Origin of the sequence: Corynebacterium tuberculostearicum, assembly GCF_013408445.1 — a bacterium.
Lineage (GTDB): Bacteria > Actinomycetota > Actinomycetes > Mycobacteriales > Mycobacteriaceae > Corynebacterium > Corynebacterium tuberculostearicum.
Window position 1 is genome coordinate 1,800,570 of record NZ_JACBZL010000001.1, and the last position, 17,531, is coordinate 1,818,100.

General features: G+C 67.1%; 10 protein-coding genes and 1 pseudogene. 9 read left to right on the plus strand and 2 right to left on the minus strand.

Going from position 1 to position 17,531, the window contains the following annotated elements:
• The first annotated feature begins 48 nt into the window (after positions 1-48).
• The 9 genes from BJ985_RS08410 to BJ985_RS08450 all read left to right on the plus strand — a co-directional run bounded on the left by BJ985_RS08410 (position 49) and on the right by BJ985_RS08450 (position 16,114).
• Entirely contained in the window at positions 49-1,821 is a 1,773-nt protein-coding gene (locus tag BJ985_RS08410; protein ID WP_179387185.1) for an AMP-binding protein, read from the plus strand.
• A gap of 10 nt (positions 1,822-1,831) precedes the next feature.
• The gene (locus BJ985_RS08415; RefSeq protein ID WP_179387186.1) at positions 1,832-8,158 is read left to right on the plus strand and encodes a non-ribosomal peptide synthetase; all 6,327 of its coding nucleotides are present in this window, start codon (positions 1,832-1,834) and stop codon (positions 8,156-8,158) included.
• The gene (locus BJ985_RS11775) at positions 8,151-9,329 is read left to right on the plus strand and encodes a saccharopine dehydrogenase family protein (protein ID WP_179387187.1); all 1,179 of its coding nucleotides are present in this window, start codon (positions 8,151-8,153) and stop codon (positions 9,327-9,329) included. The genes BJ985_RS08415 and BJ985_RS11775 overlap by 8 nt, the downstream gene beginning before the upstream one ends.
• Complete coding sequence (locus BJ985_RS08425) at positions 9,326-10,369, plus strand: ABC transporter ATP-binding protein (RefSeq protein WP_086589202.1); 1,044 nt, start codon at positions 9,326-9,328, stop codon at positions 10,367-10,369. The genes BJ985_RS11775 and BJ985_RS08425 overlap by 4 nt, the downstream gene beginning before the upstream one ends.
• Positions 10,366-11,118, plus strand: coding sequence for an ABC transporter permease (locus tag BJ985_RS08430; protein ID WP_005325973.1), 753 nt, complete (start codon positions 10,366-10,368; stop codon positions 11,116-11,118). Before BJ985_RS08425 ends, BJ985_RS08430 begins: the two co-directional genes overlap by 4 nt.
• Entirely contained in the window at positions 11,115-11,852 is a 738-nt protein-coding gene (locus tag BJ985_RS08435; RefSeq protein ID WP_005325972.1) for an ABC transporter permease, read from the plus strand. Before BJ985_RS08430 ends, BJ985_RS08435 begins: the two co-directional genes overlap by 4 nt.
• A gap of 73 nt (positions 11,853-11,925) precedes the next feature.
• Positions 11,926-12,609 (plus strand): class I SAM-dependent methyltransferase, encoded by a 684-nt coding sequence (locus BJ985_RS08440; protein WP_179387188.1) that lies wholly within the window; start codon positions 11,926-11,928, stop codon positions 12,607-12,609.
• Positions 12,606-14,384, plus strand: coding sequence for an ABC transporter ATP-binding protein (locus tag BJ985_RS08445; RefSeq protein WP_179387189.1), 1,779 nt, complete (start codon positions 12,606-12,608; stop codon positions 14,382-14,384). The genes BJ985_RS08440 and BJ985_RS08445 overlap by 4 nt, the downstream gene beginning before the upstream one ends.
• Complete coding sequence (locus BJ985_RS08450) at positions 14,381-16,114, plus strand: ABC transporter ATP-binding protein (protein ID WP_179387190.1); 1,734 nt, start codon at positions 14,381-14,383, stop codon at positions 16,112-16,114. Before BJ985_RS08445 ends, BJ985_RS08450 begins: the two co-directional genes overlap by 4 nt.
• Before the next feature lie 194 nt (positions 16,115-16,308).
• Here BJ985_RS08450 and BJ985_RS08455 read toward each other — a convergent pair whose 3' ends face one another.
• The gene (locus BJ985_RS08455) at positions 16,309-16,479 is read right to left on the minus strand and encodes a hypothetical protein (protein WP_154762578.1); all 171 of its coding nucleotides are present in this window, start codon (positions 16,477-16,479) and stop codon (positions 16,309-16,311) included.
• 431 nt (positions 16,480-16,910) lie between these two features.
• Positions 16,911-17,373, minus strand: a pseudogene (locus BJ985_RS08460) (IS110 family transposase).
• Positions 17,374-17,531: the final 158 nt, after the last annotated feature.

The following is a 17,531-nucleotide window of genomic DNA, read 5'->3' on the forward strand; positions in this document are numbered from 1 at the left end:
CCGGTCCGCCCGGCACCTGCATGGCGCCGACAACCGAAAGAGGTACCAGTGAACACGATCCGGACCATCAGCGACGTGCTTCGGGACAAGGCCGATGAGACGAAGAAGGGGATCACCTTCGTCGAGAACCGGCGGGACGTCTTCGTCCCGTACGGCCGGGTCCATGCGGAGGCGGTGGCGGTTGCGACTCGGTTGGCCGAAGCCGGCATCGGCCCCGACGACCGCATAATCTTCCAGGTTTCGGAGAACCGCGGGCTCATCCGGGCGTTCTGGGGCTGCGTCTACGTCGGCGCGGTTCCGGCGCTTGCGCCGCCGGTGTCGGGCCCGGCTGACGTCGACAGGGTGCGGACGCTCTTGGACATGATGCCCGGGGCCCCGATCCTGGTCGATGAACGCAGTCACACGCTGCTCACCGGCGCAAACGGTGCCGTAGTCGTGGACGAGGACCGGCTGCTCGACGTGTCCATAGTCAATGACGCCGCCGCGGAACCGGGGGCGGCGATGCCGGGTGATGCTGAATCGGACTTCTCTCAGCCGGGGGACGTGGATTCCGGGGAGGGCGCCGGCGCGGTCCCCGTGTTCCCGGTGCGGGGTGGGACGGGCGGCGAAGCCCTTATCCAGTTTTCGTCCGGTTCCACGGGATCGCCGAAGGGCGTCATCGTAACCAACGAGTCCGTGCTGAACGGTCTGCGCGCGACGATCCCACGCCACGCGCACCGGTACGAGAACAAGATGCTCACGTGGCTGCCTTTGACCCACAACCTTTCGCTGATCGGCTTCCACGTCTACGCCCTTTTCCGTGGGTACGACCAGGTGTTGCTGCCGGTTTCCGAGGTGATCGCCGATCCCCGGAGTTGGTTCGAGGCCGTGACCAGGCACCGGCCGACGGTGACCGTGTGCCCGAACTTCGCGTTCAAGCACTTCCTGCGCCATCTCGAGCGCCGGCCCCTCGGGCCCGACCACGGTTATGACTTCTCCAACGTCCAGAAGCTGATGAGCGGTTCTGAACCCATCGACGCTCCATTGGCCCGGAAGTTCCTCGCGGCGATGTCCGCCCTGGGCCTCCGGGAGGATGCCCTGACCTCCGCCTACGGAATGTCTGAAGCTTGCCTGCTGGTCACGACCCGGGACATCTACTCGGGTCTGTCCACGGTGCGGCTTGACCGGAAGGGCATCACCATGGGGCAGCGTTTCGAGGACATCGAGAGCGAGTCTGGAGCTGAGTTCGTCGCCTTGGGCAAGGCCGTCCCGGGGATCTCGTTGACCATCCGCGGTGACGGGGGCGGGGTCCTCGGCGACGGCACCGTCGGTGAAATCCACATCGCCGGCGCTCCGATGACCCGCGCCGCGATCACGGCAGAGGGGATCGTGGAGCACGAGCTTACCGATGACGGGGCGTTCGCCACGGGGGACATGGGCATTCTCCGCGACGGCGAGTTGTTCGTCCTCGGCCGGAAGAAGGACATCATCTTCGTCAACGGCCGGAACTACTATTCGGCCGATTTGGAAGCCGTGCTGGAGAATGTGCTTGACCGCGATGTCGCCGTTCTCGGCCGGAGCAACCCAGCCACGGGCGAAGAGGAGATCGCCGTGTTCCTGGCCAGGCAGACCCCGACCGATCGTGCGGCCGACGGTGCGACCGGTGTCGGGCAATCGGACGCGGATGAAACTCCGATCGATGAACAGGCGGTGGCCCGTTCCGCGATGACCGAGCTGATGCGCGTCGCCGGGGTGCCCGCTTCCCGGGTTCTGTGGGTCGACGAGCTGCCCGTCGCGTCTAACGGCAAGAAGCTCCGCCGCAAGCTCGAGGCTCTGCTCTGAGGCGATGACCATGACCAATGAAACGATCGCGCCGGCCGCCGCATCTACCGCCGTGGGAGGAACCCGCACCGGGGCCCGAGTCGCCCCCGAACGGCTGTCGGAGTCCATCGCCGACGCCATCGGCGTGCACCTGGATTCGGCGGACGTGAAACTCCGCGACCACATCCCGAACTCCCTGACTTTCCTCCAGATGCTGCTGGCGCTGGAGGATGAGTACGGGGTCAGCATCGATTACGCGGCGATGGACCCCGGGGCCACGGTCGCTGATTTGGCGGCCACCATCGACGCGGCCCGGGGTGGCGCTGATGCCGGATCTGCCGCATGCGCCGCTGCCGACCCCGCTGCGGCGACGGATGAGTCGGATGACGGCGGGGCCGGCAAAAATGGGGCCGATCCCGCGGATGCGGTCCCGCTCAATCCGATCCAGACCGCCTATCTGCTCGGCGCGGACGAGGACATCGAGCTTGGCGGCCAAGCGACGTACATCTACGCGGAATCCCGGCACGACCATCCGTTGCCGCAGGTGGAGGAGGCCGTGCAGGCGGTCTTCGGGCGTCACGACGTGCTGTTCCATCGGCTCGACGTCGATGCCGGGGTCTTGAGCCCGACCGGCGCGTGCCTCGCCACCGTCGAGGTAGTCGGGTCCGGCGACGATGTCGACGCGGCGGTGGGGGAGATCCGTCGGGACATGCGAACCGCGGCGCGATCGTCGAACGAGGATGGTCCCATGGTCGCCGCGAGGCTGCTCGCAGATGCGGGCGGGTGCAGGATGTTCATCTACTTCAACATGATCGTCATGGATGCGGGTTCGGTGTACCTGTTCTTCGACGAGCTCGAATCCCTGCTGGCCGGGGAGTCGCCGGCTCCGGCTTCCAGATATGGGGATGCTGTGGCGGCAATCTCCGCGCGCCGGCGCGACGGGAAACGGCCCGAGGACCTCGCCTATTGGGAGAAGAAGGCCGCAGATCTGCCGCGGCGCCCGGAGTTCCCGGCGGCCGTGGAGGGTGGCGACGATTGGTCGACCCGGCGCTTGGGCACGGTGCTTGACGCGGAGGTCACCGCCAAGCTCGGCGAACGTGCCCGCCGCATTGGAGTTACCCTGTCGTCGCTGGTGATGGCCGTCAACGCCGCCGTCGTCTGCAGGTGGCTGCCCGAATCCGCGTTGACGGTCAATGTGACTGTCAGCGAACGCAGCGGCCTCGCTGCGGGCACGAGGGTGATGGGAGATTTCACTTCATCGATGCTCGTCGGCGTCGACGCCGGGAGAGCCGCGACCATCGACGGGTTGGCGGAGGTGATCGACCTGGACATCCGCGAAGGGCTGTCCCACCGCGGCGTTTCCGGTGTGGAGGTGCTACAGCGATTCCTTCGGGACGCGGCCAATCAGTCCCAGGCCACTGCTCCAGTGGTGTTCACCAGCTACCTCGGCGGCGAGCGGGGAAGCGGGCGCAGCCCGGTCATCGAACGCGTCTACACGCAAACCGCGCAGGTGTGCCTCGACATTCAGGTGATGCCGGCATCGGGCGGGATGGCGTTGTCGTGGGACGTGGTCGACGATTACTTCCCTGCGGTAGATGCGATGTTCGGGGCCGTTGCGGAGGCCCTGGACGTGGTGGCGGAGGGTGGAGAGGCTCTGCCCATCCGTCATGCGGAGACGGAGGGGGCCGTCGCCCGCTACAACGACGCTGCGGGACCGATCCACGATGACACCCTGGTTTCGCTTGTCGAATCCGCATGCGCGGCGACTCCGGACGCACCGGCCGTGCGCCTCGCTGCCCGGGGCATCTCGTACACCTACGCCGAGGTCTGGGCCCGGGCCGGACGCATCGCCCGCCAACTCTCGGATTCCGGCGTCGAGGCGGGGGATGCGGTGATCGTGCGCTACACCAAGCATCCCGACGACATCGTCAACATGGTCGGCGTATTGCGTGCGGGAGCCGCATTCGTGCCTGTCGACGCGGGCATGCCGACCCAGCGACAAGAATACGTCGTGGAAGCCTCAGGTGCGGCGGGCCCGATTCTGGACACCGGCATGATCGATGAACTGGACCAAAGCGGAGTGGCGGGCGTCGGCAAGCCCGCAGCCGCGGAAGTCTGCGACCGCGCGGGCAGCGCGGGTGCGCACTCTTCGCCCGGCACTGCCCCTGACGACCTTGCCTACGTCATCTTCACCTCGGGGACCACGGGCCGTCCAAAGGGTGTGCGGATCAGTCATCGCAACTGCGTCAACACCATCCTCGACGTGAACCGGCGGTATGGAGTCACCTCCGCCGATCGCATCATCGGATTGTCGTCGCTGGGATTCGACCTGTCGGTCTACGACGTGTTCGGTGCGTTCGCGGCAGGCGCGACGGTGACGATGGTCGGAGACGAACGCGACGCCGATGAAATCCTCGACGTCTTGCGGGAAGAGCGGGTCACGCTGTGGAACTCCGCGCCCGCCCTGTTGGAGCTCGCCCTGGTCCGGGCGGCGGACGACGACGTGTTCCCGGATGTGCGCACCGTATTGCTCAGCGGCGATCGCATCGCAGCGGGGCTTCCGGCACGCGCCATGGCCATGTTCCCGAACGCGTCGATCAATAGCCTCGGCGGTGCGACCGAAGGAAGCATTTGGTCCATCCACTGCCCGCTGCAACGCGACAGCCTGGAAAACCGCATTCCCTACGGGTACCCGCTGGCGAACCAGGGCATCCACGTGCTCGCGCCCGACGGGGTGCATTGCCCCGTTGGCGTGCCGGGGGAAATCCACATCAGCGGTCTCGGCGTCGCGCAGGGGTACGCGGCCGATCCGGAGCGGACCGCTGCCGCCTTCGGGCATGTCCCAGGTATCGGGCGCTGCTACCGGACCGGAGACGTGGGCATGTTCAATGCGGAGGGTTTTGTGGAATTTCTCGGCCGCCGCGATCGTCAGGTGAAAATCGCGGGCTTCCGCGTCGAACTTGGAGAAATCGAATCGGTCCTCGAGCGGTCCGGCCTGGTGACCGCGTCGATGGCGGCGGTCGTCGAATCGGGCGATCGGGGACTCCTGGCGTGCCTCTACGTTCCGGCGGACGACATGACCGGCTCGCGGGATGCCGTCCGGGCCGAGCTTGCCCGCTGCTTGCCAGCGTACATGGTACCGACGGTCCTGCTGCCGGTGGCGCACCTGCCCGTTACCGTCAACGGGAAACTGGATCAGGAGGAAATTCGTAGGCACGTCGGCGCCGCGGGCGGCGGGGCAACGGCCGATAGCGAGGCCGCCGGGGTGGGGGCCGGAGCCGTGGGCGCGCCTGGTTCCGTCGCCGACCCCGGGGCGATCGAGTTGGTGTCCGGAGTCTTCGACGAGATCCTCGGGGAAGCCCCGTCGACGGGTGCCGCGGATCCGACGTGTGGCGCGGGAGAGTCTTTCTTCCACCGCGGCGGCGATTCCTTGCAATTCCAGGTTATGATGCGCGCGATCCGGCAGAAGACGGGAGTCCGGCTCCGTTTCCGCGACGTCATCGCCGACCCGACCATCGCGCACATCGCCGGCCTTGTCTCGGAAGCCATGCGGGAGTCCAGGGCCGAGTCTGAAGACGTCGCCGAGGCAATGTCTTCCCCCGATTGTGCCGTCGGTGCCGGTTCAGCCGCAGGAGGCGCCCGAGAATGTTCCGCGAGTGCCCACGGGAAGGATCCGGTGGAACAATTCGGGGACGACCCCCACGCGCCGTTCCCCCTGACCGACATGCAGAAGGCCTACTACGTTGGCCGGAACTCCGGGTTCGAGCTGGGCGGCGTCACCGAGCACTACTACATCGAATCCGTCACAGAACCAGGTATCGACATCGACCGCCTGGAGGAAGCCCTCGACAATCTAATCCGCAGGCATCCGATGTTGCGCGTCGTGTTCACCGCACAAGCCACGCAGCGGATCCTGCCGGAGGTTCCGCGCTACCGCATTGACGTCGCCGACTACCGGGCCGCCGATGAGGCGACCGTGGTCGAGGCGGTGCGGCGCAAGCGCGATGAGCTGAGCCACCAGGTATTCGATCTGGGCAGCTGGCCCTTGTTCCATCTGTCGGCGTTCGCGCTCCCGGACGGGCGGCACCGCCTGTTCTTCAGCGTGGATATGATCATCGGAGACGGGGCGAGCCAGCGGATTTTCATCGACGACCTGGACAAGCTGTACCGGGGAATGGAGCTTCCCCCCGTCACTGGCGACTACCGCACGTACGTCTTGGAGATGAAGCGCCGGGAAGCTTCGGCGGTCGGGCGGGGCGAAGAGACGTTGACTCGGACGGTGGTCGAGGAATTCCCGCCCGGCAACACCCTTCCATCAAGCGGTGCGGCCGCGGACGTGGATGTGCCGCGGATGCGTCGCCTGACGTACACATTCACCGCTGCGGAAACCGCACTGTTGCGGGAACGGGCCAGCGCCGCCGACGGCAGCGTGTCCGCACTGCTTCTCGCCTGCTATGCGACGAGCCTGTCGCTGTGGTCGAGGGGGGATTCGGTCGGCATCAACATCACCACGTACAATCGTGATCCCGAAATCGCCGACGTCGCCGGCGTCTTCGGTGATTTCACCGGCGTGATTCTGATGCCGGTGAAAGCGGCCGCCGACCATGATCTCCGTTGGTGGACGGCGGAACTGCGCGACCGGCTGCTCGGGCACATGGCGGCCGGGTACTCCGGGGTGTCGTTGCTCGGTGCCATCGCGCGCCACCGGGGTCTGCCTGTCGGACAGGCCGTAGCGCCGTTCGTGTACACCTCGTTGCTGTTCGGCGAGGGTTCCGCGGCAGGCGATGGCTCGGGCAGGGATGCCCACGTCCTGGGAGACGTCGATTACGCCATCTCCCAGACCCCGCAGGTGCTGTTGGACAACCAGGTGATGGAGGTCGACGGGCGTATCAACGTCGCCTGGGATTTCGTCGAGCAGATTCTGAAACCGGAACTGGTGGAGGACATCTTCGACCACTACATCAGGTCGGTGTCGGGCTTCGCCGGGGGCTGCCCCGAAGCGGCGCCGCTGAGCGTCGGCCAGGTTCGGCACCTGCGCCTGGCGGTCGGGGGCACTTCTTCCGGCGGTGGGGCGATCGACGACGGCGTCTCGGGCGCGTCATCGGCGGAGCGCGACAGATCGGGCGCGATCTCGAGGATCGCATCCGGGGACCTGTTGGGCCGAGCTCGCGGATACCTGACGGTCATCACCGGGATGGTCCGGGCCGATCTCGGCGGCGCCGAAGCCGGCGCGGACGACGACCTGTTCCTCCTCGGCTACGACTCCCTGGGATTCGTGAAGCTAATGCAGCGGATTCAGGACATCACCGGGGCGTCGGTGCCGCTCGCGGAAGCGCTGGCCAAGCCGACGCCACGTGGCGTGGCCGAGCTCGTCGACCAGTCGACGGCCACGCCGACCGACCGGCGGGACGCGGATGACCCCGGCGCGTCGGCCGCGGACCGTTCGCTGGTCCTATTGCGCAGCGGCGATGAGGCGCGCCCGATCTTCCTCGTCCACGGCGGATTCGGCACCGTCGACATCTACCGAGACCTGGCACTCGCGATCCCCGGTGGCGGGCAGGTGTGGGGTGTCGGCTTCGCGGAGTTCGAGAGACCATTCCCCCACGCTACCGGCATCGGCGACATCGCGGCCCACTACTCGGGCCGGGTCCGCGAGGTGCTCGTCGACGGTGCCGCCCCGGCGATCGTCGGATGGAGCCTCGGCGGCACCATCGCAGCCGAGATGGTGCTCCGTTTGGCCGATCTCGATCCCGCGCTGGTATTTCTCGACAGCCTGGCTCCGGGGATCGCGGTCGACGTCGGGGATTTCGACGCGGAATCCGAAAAGGGACTGCTGTCCCGGGTGGTGCCCTCGATCGCCAATCTCCCGCACGGAACGCCGGTTTCCCGCCTCTGGGCGGAGTTCGACGGGGTCGACGAGACCGACGGGGAACGGGGGGCCCGCCTGCGTGCCCTGGCCGCGGCGGTCGCACCGACGCTCCTGGAGGACCTTGGGCTTTCCGGCGACCGGGTGACGGCTACGGAGTTTAACTCGCTGCGCTCGCTCATCGATGCCCGCACCCGGTACCGGCCCGAGGGGCGGGTGAGGGAGGCGTTGTTCGTTCTCCCCGATGACGGCGAGGCCCACAACCACGACCAGTGGCGGGACCACCTCGTCAATGACCTCTGCGTTGTCGGCGTCGCGGGAAACCACTATTCGTTCGTCCTCGGAGAGGATGCCGCGCTGACTGGGGCTCTCATCGGGGAGTACATCGAACGCCGGCGCCGGGCACCGGAAACGGATGACAGGGCAGTGGACCCGTCGTCCGATGGAATCGACCGGTCGCGGGACCGGGGAAAGGAGATAGAAAGTGACTGACCGACGAAACGGCGGGGAAGCACGGGACCGCGACGGGGGCGAACCCGTGAAAGTGCTGGTGGCCGGAGGTACCGGCGTCACCGGACGGCTCGTCCGGGGGATGCTCGGCGTCGTCGACGGGATTGAGCTGGCCTACACTTCCCGGCAGAAACCGGACGATGGCCCGGGGCGGCACTTCCCGCTGAGGATCGCCGCCGGCCACAACGAGATCTGCAGGGTCTTCCGCAAACACGATTGGGTGGTCAACTGCACCGGCCCGTTCGAGGTGCATGCAGACTCACTCGCCCGTGCTTGCATCGACTCAGGCACCGGGTACATCGACGTCAACGATTCGATCGACGCCCGCCGCGCAATCATGGCCCTCGACGGGGATGCTCGGCGGGAGGGGGTTCCCGTGCTCACCGGGTTCGGCCTGTGCCCGGGCTTGTCGACGGCCCTGTTGATGCTCGGGGCCCGCGCTGCGGGGGCCGAAGAGGTCCGCGATGTGCGGGTCGATCTGCGAATTGGCGCCGACCAGGAATCCGGGGCCGCGTCGGTCGAGTCGATGTTCCGGACCATTCGCGGCGGATACCGCGCGATGCTCGGCGGCGCCATCGTCGAAGTGCGGCGCAACCTGGTGTCGTCGCAAAGCGGAATCGGCTACGAATGCCCGGACATCGACGTCGTACGCGAGGTGTGCCCCTCGATCCTCGGATATTCCTACCACGTCGCCTTCGATGCTCTCCCCGATGAGTCGGTGGAGAAGATCCGCACGTCGAGACTGTACGCGATGCCCGTCGTCTCCGGTCTGCTCGCCCGTCTCGGGGCGGCCGTGACGTCGCGGAAGGCGCGGGCGAAGGGCACTCCGCAACCCGCCGAGCTGGTCGTCGCACTGTCCTCCGCCGGCGCGGGCGATGCGGGGTCGGCGGCCGAGACAACCGTCGTCCGGGCGACTGGCCCGGGTTCCTACAAAATGACCGCGGCCATTGCCGCCGCCACCGTTGCGTCGGTCGCGGGGAAGCCGGTCGCGCCGGGGTGCCGGGATCTCGTCGGCCACCCCCGGCTCCTCGAACCGGTCCTCGCCTTCGCCCGCGATGCGGGCATCCATATCGAAACGCCGCATGACAACCCGACCACGGGGCCACTGCCGGCAGCGGCCCAATGCGACACTAAAGAAAAGGAGAAACGATGACGGATCAAGCTGAACGGGGTGCGGCGATCGTCGTCCGCGACCTCACGAAGAGCTACCCGATTGCGGGCAAAGCCGGCACCGCGCCCGAAGGCGGGGCAGGTGCTCCGCCGGACGGCGGGCGCAAGGGAAAGCGCGGCGCCCGGATGCGCAAGCATGTGCTCGACGGCGTGAGTTTCACCGTGCCCGCCGGGTCGATCGTGTCGTTCCTCGGCCACAACGGCGCAGGCAAGACCACCCTCATCCGAATCCTGTCGACGCTCATCACCGCAGACTCCGGCGAGGTGAGCATCTTCTCGCGCGATGTGAAAGAGGATCCGGCGGGCGTGCGCGCCGACATTGCCACCACCGGCCAATTCGCGGCGATCGACGAGAACCTCACCGGCCGGGAGAACCTGGAGTTCTTCGGGCGTCTGCGCGGACTCGACCGCGCCGACGCGGCCGCCCGCGCGACGGAACTGCTCGCGCAATTCTCGCTCGCGGACAGTGCCTCGACGTTGGCGTCGGCCTATTCGGGTGGCATGCGGCGCCGCCTCGACATCGCCGCGTCGCTGTGCGTCGTGCCCAGGTTGCTGTTCCTCGACGAACCCACGACGGGGCTGGACCCGGTCAGCCGCGAAGAGTTGTGGGGCTTCATCCGGCAACTGCGGGACGACGGAATGACCCTGGTGCTGACCACCCAGTACCTGGAAGAGGCGGAGGCGCTGGCAGACCACGTCCATCTGCTCAAGGACCGCCGCATCGTCGCCAGCGGAACGCCGGAGGAATTGCGTCGCGACTTCGGGTCGCACGTGCTCCGCGTGTCCTTCGCCACCGCCGCCGGGGCGGAGGCATTCGCCCGCTGCCTAAGGGGAGCGTGTCTGGACCGCGCCCGCGTCGCGGGGAAGATGGTGTCCCTCGACGTCGACCCCGGACCGCAGGTCCTCGAGGCGGTGGCGCGGGCGATGGAGGCCTCGGAAGCGTTGCCGGATTCGCTGAGCGTGTCGCCGCCCACCCTTAACGAGGTGTTCATATCGATGAACGCGGGGGGTGCGGCGCGATGAGTGCGACGTCGGTCGCGGCGTTCCTCCGTCGGGATCTGCTGCTGTTGCGACGCAACACCGCGTCGCTGATCTCCATGTTCGTCGTTCCTCCCCTCTTCCTGCTGTGCCTGTACGCGGTGTTTGGGTACTCAGCAGGGCAATCCGGCTTCGGGTACCTGCGTTTCGTGCTCGGCGGCTGCCTGTTCCAGGCGGCGATGTTCACCGCCGCGGCGTCGGCGATGGCGGTGGGACAGGACGTCGAATCCGGGCTCGTCGACCGTGTGCGCGTGTTGCCCGGGGCCACGGGCGGCTATGTCGCCGGCAGGCTCGCCACCGATGTGCTGCGGATGTCCGCGTCGATCGCGGCGCTGCTGATCGTCGCGTGGGCCTGTGGCCTCGACATGGCTCTCGGTGACGTCGCGTGGACAGTCCTGTGGTCACTGCTCGCTGCCGCGGTCCTGTCCCTGGTCACGGACGGGGTGATCCTGATGGTGCCCGCTCCGGTGTCGACGGCCTCATCGATCCAGGCGCTGGAAATGCTGCTGCTCATGTTCTCCACCGCGTTCATTCCGACGACCGCTGTGGACGGCTCCCTGCGCGACATCGTGCGCCACATGCCTTTTTCGCCGGTGATCGAGGTGATCAGGGCGGCGTCCCCGGGCGCCTTCCCGAATCACGCCGGGGAAGAGGCCGCCCTGTGGCTCGGTGTCGCGACGGTCGTCGGAATCGTCCTGTTCATCCGCCTGTTCACCTCGAGGAGCGAATCATGATCGACGCCATTTTCGTGCATCTGCGGCGCATCGTCCACACTTGGCTGCGGCGCCCTGACTTCTGGTTCATGACGTTCATTGCTCCGCTCGTGTACCTGTTCATCGTCAACCGCATGTTCGGTAGCCTGGTCAGGCAGCTCACCGGAGAGTTCGAACTCCGGAACGCGGTCATCCTTGTCGTAACGGCGTGGGCGTTCATCTTGGCCATCACGGGATCGTCCACCGTGTTCGTTGAACGCAGCAATGGCCTCCACGAGCGGTTGATCACAATGCCGGCACCGTACGCGGCCGTGCCGACCGCACGGATAATCGCCGAGTTCATCCGGATCATGGCGATGACGATCGTCGTCGCGGCGGTGGCCGCCTTGCTTTCCGACGGCCCCCTGGAGGTGTCCTGGTGGTGGAGGATCACGGTGACCGGCGCGATGGTTGCCGCGGCGGCCGCATGCACCGGCACGTACATCGCGTTCTCCATCACCAGCCCCCAGGGATCCGTGGCCCTTATCCCGTTGATAATCGTTGCGATGTTCGTCAACACGGTGCTCATGCCCGCCGACCACTTCCGTCCCCTCCTGCGCGGAATCGCCGGGCACACCCCCGTATCTGCGGCCGGCGAGGCCGTCAACGGTACCGGGGCTGCGGGTCTGGTGGTCTGCGCGGCCTGGTTCTTTGGTATCGCCGTGCTCGCGGCGTGGGGCATCGCCGTGAAAACGAGGCCGGGGGAGTCTGCATGACGGCCCGCGAATCCGAGCATCTAACCCGAAACCGCCGCGTGGACGCGGCCCACACACCCGGAGACAGAACCAGATGAAGTCGATCGCCCAGATCGTCCAGAACAACCGCAGGCTCCTCGCGGCCTACGAGGACAAGGTCCAGCCGAGGTTCCTAAGCCGCTATGCGCGCGAACCGATGGACGCCGCCGCCGTGTACCGGAAGCTCCGTGCGCTGGATCCCGGGCCGGATGCGCCGGCCCGGGTCCTCGACCTCGGTTGCGGAACCGGGTGGCTCGCCCGCACGCTCGCCGCTGAGTCTCGCTATCGCAGGGCGAACATCGTCGGCTACGACCTGTCGCCCAATGCGATCCGCATCGCCCGCGAACGCGCCGCCGCCGACGGGCTCGGGGCCCGGACGGAATTCCACGTTGCCGACATCCTCACGCCGCTCGCGGGAGAGCCCGGCGGGGCCTGTGAAATCTGGGTGTGTGGCGCGCTCCACCAAATGAAGGATGCGGGAGCCGCGCTCGGCAGGGTCTCCGGGCTGCTCGCCGACGGCGGCATCGCTTACGTGCAGACGTTCGTCGAGGATCCCGACGTGAACGAGCGGGTCGACATGGCCGTCATGGCGAAGATGGGCCACCGGGTGTTCCGGGGCAGCGAGCTCGAGGACCTCGCCGAAGCCAACGGGCTGAAGCTGGACGGAGCCTCACGCGCCGGCACGGTGTATTTCTGCACTCTCGCGAAGAAAAGCGCGATCGGGGAGGCGGGGAAGTGAGCGCCGTGGACGGGACCGTCGGCCCGTGGTCGCTGCTCGCCCCGATCCGGACCCGGATGCGTGCGGTGGTCGCGTTGTCCGTCCTGTCGTCGGTGGCTACCGTCGCTTCGCTGGTCGGCATCATCGACATCGCGATGACGTACCCGGAGGCCCCGGTGCATCGGACGTGGTTGGCCGTGGTTGTCATCGTCGTCGCCGCGACGGTGCGAATGGCTGCGGACGGCGCCGCCGGCATGCTCTCGCACCGGGCGGATAACGACCTGCAGCTCTACCTCCGGCGCCGGTTGGTTGCCCATATCCGGAAGCTGCCGCTGGGTTGGCTGGACGCCCGGCGCTCGTCGGGGATCATCGGGTCGGTTGAGAAGGACGTCGCGGCTGTCCACCAGCTCATGGGCCACACCGTCGGCGAGACCGTGGTGGCGGTGCTGGTTCCCCTGCTTTCCCTCATCGCGCTCGTCGCGGTCGATTGGCGGATCGCGGCGGTGGCGGTCGTCCCGGTGCTGGTCACCTTCGCCCTGATGGGCGTGATGATTTCGCGCGGAGCCGGTCTTCAGCGCGACTACGAGCGAGCCTCTGAAAAAGTGACGGCTGCGGTCATCGAGTTGGTGCGCGGCATCCCGGTGATGAAGTCCTTCGGACGCGCCAGCCAGGGCGCGGGCCGCTACGATGCCGCGGCGTCGTCGTTCGTCCGCGCGTGGTCCGCCTGGTCCCGGCAGTCGAACATCTATCTCGGGCTCATCGACGTGGTGACGTCCCCGATCACGGTCCTCGCAGTGGTGTGCGGCGCCGGCCTCGCTTTGAGGGACACCGCGGGCGGCAAACCGGAGGGTCTCGTCGCCGGGCTGGTTCTCGGCCTTGGACTCTCCGCGGCGATCGTGAGGGTGGCTATGAACTCCGAACCCATCATCGCGGGGATCGCCGCCCTGAAGTCCATCGCGGAGGTGCTGGGCACGCCGCCGATCACCGAGTCCGCCGAGCCGGTGCCCGTGCACGGAGGCGCGCTCGAGGTCCGGAACCTGGTCTTCTCCTACGGGGATGGGCCGCGGGTCCTCGACGGGATGTCCGCGACGTTCGAATCGGGGGCCCTCACGGCGCTGGTGGGACCCTCCGGTTCCGGAAAGTCCACCGTCGCCCGGCTGTTGGCGCGTTTCCACGACCCTGTCGAAGGCTCGGTGCTGCTGGGCGGCGACGATCTTCGCGACATCGCCGTGCGCGACGTGCACCGTTCGGTGTCGGTGGTGTTCCAGGATCCGCAGTTGCTCACGCTGCCCTTGCGGGAGAACATCCGGCTGGCCAGGAGAGACGCCACCGACGGCGAAATCATGGCGGCCGCGAAGCTCGCGAACCTCGATACGGTCATCGCGGCGCTGCCGAAGGGCCTGGATTCGGTGGTCAACGTCGACGTAACCTTTTCCGGTGGTGAGGCGCAGCGCGTGGCCATCGCGAGGTCGATTGTCACGGACGCGCCGGTGCTCATCTTCGACGAGGCAACCGCTTACGCGGATCCGGCTTCCGAGGCCCTCATTCAGTCCGCAATCGAGCGTTTGGCTCGTTCGCGGACGGTGATCGTGATTGCGCACAGATTGAGCACGATCCGCAACGCTGACCGCATCCTCGTTCTCGATGGGGGAGCGGTCGCGGAGGCGGGCACCCACGACGAGTTGCTTGCGCGCGGTGGCCGCTACCGGGATCTGTGGCGCGCGTTCGCCCTCGACGACGAACCATCCGCCCCGCGGGGCACTGAAGCAGACGATGAAAAGGCAGGGAACCGATGATCCGGGACTTGTGGTCGATGACGGATCGGCACTCGAAGATGACGCTGGCGTGGCTCATTGCGTTGGCCGCGCTTGCCGCGCTGGCACAGGGAGCGGCGTTCGTCGCGCTGCTGCCGCTGCTGTCGGCTCTGGCCGAGGGAGATGATGCGACGGCGTGGCGTTTCACCGGCGTCATCGCCGGCCTCGCGGCCGCCCATGCGGTGCTGTCCCTCGCCGCGGGGACGGTCGGCAGGGCGAATTCCGCAGCGGTGCTGTCGTCCCTGCTGCGTTCCCTGGGCGAACGCGTGCTGACGTTGCCACTCGGGTACGTCACCAAGTCCACGGCCGGCCGCTTTTCGGAGATGGCGTCTTCGGGCATGGCGTTCGCGGCGTCCGTGCCGCACGTGATCCTGCGGCCCGTCATCGCCGCTGTGGTTACGCCGACCGTCATCGCTCTCGGAATTCTGGCGATGGATTGGCGCGTCGGGTTGGTTCTCGTCGCGTCGGCGCCGGTGCTCTTCTTCGCCTACCGGGCCATTGGCCGGGTCGGCGGGGAGTCGGACGAAGCGCATGCTGACGCCGTCGCTGCCGTCTCCGGCAGGCTGATCGAGTTCACCCGCGGCCAGCAGGTGATTCGCGCCGCGGGCGACGGTTCGGCGGCGGACGCGATGGTGGATGAGGCGATCCAGGCCCAACACGATGCGTTCGCGAAGGCGACGTCGACGCAAGGCGCGGCCATCGGACGGTTGGGCTCGGTCGTCCATGCGGTGTTCACGGCGGCGGTGGTCGTCGCCGTGGCGGTCGCCGCGACGGGCGGGATGTCACCGGCGCATTTGGCGCCGATGCTCATTGTGGTCGTCCAGTTCACCGGACCGATCACCACGGCGGGAGCGTTGTCCGGCGGTTTCGGCGCGGGCCGCAACACGTTGGCTGCGCTGCGTGAGCTGCGGGCGATCCCCGTCCTTCCCGAGCCTGCCGCACCGGAGCTGCCCGACGGGCATGACGTGGAGTTCCGCGGCGTGAGCTTCGGGTACGGGGAGAAGAAGGTCCTCGACGGCGTCAGCTTCCGTGCGCCTCAGGGAGCGCTGGTCGCCATAGTGGGACCTTCGGGGGCGGGCAAGACGACGGTCATGCGGCTGCTGTCGCGGTTTCATGATCCGGACTCGGGGGAGATCCTCATTGGCGGGGTGCCCTTGCCTCGGATCGGCACCGACGGCGTGAACTCGCTGGTGACCCCGGTGTTCCAGGAGACGTTCCTCTTCGACGCGTCCGTGCGGGACAACGTGGTCTTCGCCGACCCCGGATTCGGTTCCGGGCCCGGCGACGGAGACCGCTTGCGCGAGGCCGCCCGGCGATCCGGGGTGGACCGCATCGTGGAGCTGCTGCCTTCCGGGTGGGATAACCCGGTGGGGGAGGAGGGGACGCTGCTGTCGGGAGGCGAGCGGCAGCGCGTCGCCATCGCCCGGGCGCTTCTGAAGGATTCCCCGGTGGTGCTTTTCGACGAGCCGACGTCCTCGCTGGATGCGGCCACTGAGCGGGCGATTGTCGGCACGATGGAAGCGTTGCGCGGCGATCACACCGTGATCGTCGTCGCCCATCGCCTGCACACCGTCCGCGATGCCGACCTCATCGTCGTGCTTTCGGAGGACGGGACGGTCGCAGAACGGGGCACGCACGATGAATTGCTGGCGAAGGGCGGCCGCTACGCCGAGTCGTGGACGTGCCGGACGGGAGGCTCCCCGGGCGCCTGATCCTCGTCCGTCGAGGACTATCGCTCCGGTCCGGTACCGGTGCAGTGGTCCCGCCACGCCATCCCGGTCAGCGGGTCCTCGACGATGCCCTGGGCGACAGGGTCGTAATTGAAGCCGTAGTGCTCGGTGCGGTGGGCGGGGCACACGTCTTGGACGGTGATGTTGGTGACGCCGGGTTCCCGCACGAAGGAGTTTTAGTGGGGGAGCACGGCATTGTCGTGCCGCGTGCCCAGGAAGGTGTACCGAACGCCCGGTCGAGTGATGTCGCCGATGGTCAGCTCATTCAGCAGCATGGAACCGGAGATCTGCTGTTCCCAGGCAAGCGCGTTCGTTTTGCCGGCGTTTCGGGAGTATCCGTGGCGCATCTCGGGGTGGACGTCAAAGCGATCGGCTGCGCTGTGCGCCCGGGGCCCGTGGTTCGAGGCCCGGTACCGATGAGCTGTTCGACGACCCGGTCCCGGGAATGAGGATGACGGGCAATTCACCGTCCCGGGGCGGCACCGGAAGTCGTTGGCGCCGGGGGCACCAGACCGGGCTTGGCCATGGACAGGGCCCGGGCGGCCGCGGGTGAGGTTTGCCGGTGGCCGGGCCACCGGTCGGGAAACCGCCGTCCGACAGCGACGAGGGGATTCTCGTCACCTCGTCGGGGGTGTTCCTATATAGGTTGTCAACTCCGTGGGTGGGCTTGTTTGGGGGTGTGAACGGCTTCTGCTTCGTCTCGTAGATGTTGTTTTGGGTACCTTGAGGAGCCGATTGGGCTTGCTGTGCAATCGGCTTGGATGGGGGTCTGGTGGCTTTAGGCTGCTGCGGCCTTCTGGATTGTGGGGATGTCTCGGTAGTGCTCGCCGTTTCGCATCATGGCGAAGAGGACGTTGAGGCGTCGGCGTGCGAGTGCGACGACTGCGGCGTTGTGTCTTTTGCCTTCTTTGCGTTTTTGTTCATAGAGTTGCCGGGAACGCTCGTGGAATCTGATCGATGCAAAAGACGATTGCCATAGGGCGTTCTTTAATTTTTGTTGAGCGATCGTCTGCCCCCATGTGTTGGGCGACTGCGACGGTTAATCGGCCGATGTTGTTGGGCTGATCGACAATGACAAGGACCGAGGCGTTGTCGGCGAGGAATTGGCCGAAGAGCTTGCGTAGCGAGCCTTCATGCTGATTGATGCGTTTGGACAGGACTTGCCTGCCTTGGGGATCGAGGACGCAGGCGTGGTGGAAGTATTTGCCGACGTCTACGCCAATGACGAAGTCATAGGCCATGGGTGTATGCCTCCTAGCGATGACTTAGAAGTTGGACTATTTGAGCTTCATCGCTGGGGTTGTCGGACATACTTAGTACTGGCATCTACATTACTGTGAGACCTCGTACCACCTGGGCTGGGTCAGGTTCCTATTGAGCTGTTTGAGTATGTCACTGT

Bases quoted from the DNA above. Each gene is read 5' to 3' on its own strand.
- BJ985_RS08415 (WP_179387186.1), top strand. From the start codon at position 1,832: ATGACCAATGAAACGATCGCGCCGGCCGCCGCATCTACCGCCGTGGGA.
- BJ985_RS08425 (WP_086589202.1), top strand. From the start codon at position 9,326: ATGACGGATCAAGCTGAACGGGGTGCGGCGATCGTCGTCCGCGACCTC.
- BJ985_RS08430 (WP_005325973.1), top strand. From the start codon at position 10,366: ATGAGTGCGACGTCGGTCGCGGCGTTCCTCCGTCGGGATCTGCTGCTG.
- BJ985_RS08435 (WP_005325972.1), top strand. From the start codon at position 11,115: ATGATCGACGCCATTTTCGTGCATCTGCGGCGCATCGTCCACACTTGG.
- BJ985_RS08440 (WP_179387188.1), top strand. From the start codon at position 11,926: ATGAAGTCGATCGCCCAGATCGTCCAGAACAACCGCAGGCTCCTCGCG.
- BJ985_RS08450 (WP_179387190.1), top strand. From the start codon at position 14,381: ATGATCCGGGACTTGTGGTCGATGACGGATCGGCACTCGAAGATGACG.
- BJ985_RS08455 (WP_154762578.1), bottom strand. From the start codon at position 16,479: ATGCGCCACGGATACTCCCGAAACGCCGGCAAAACGAACGCGCTTGCC.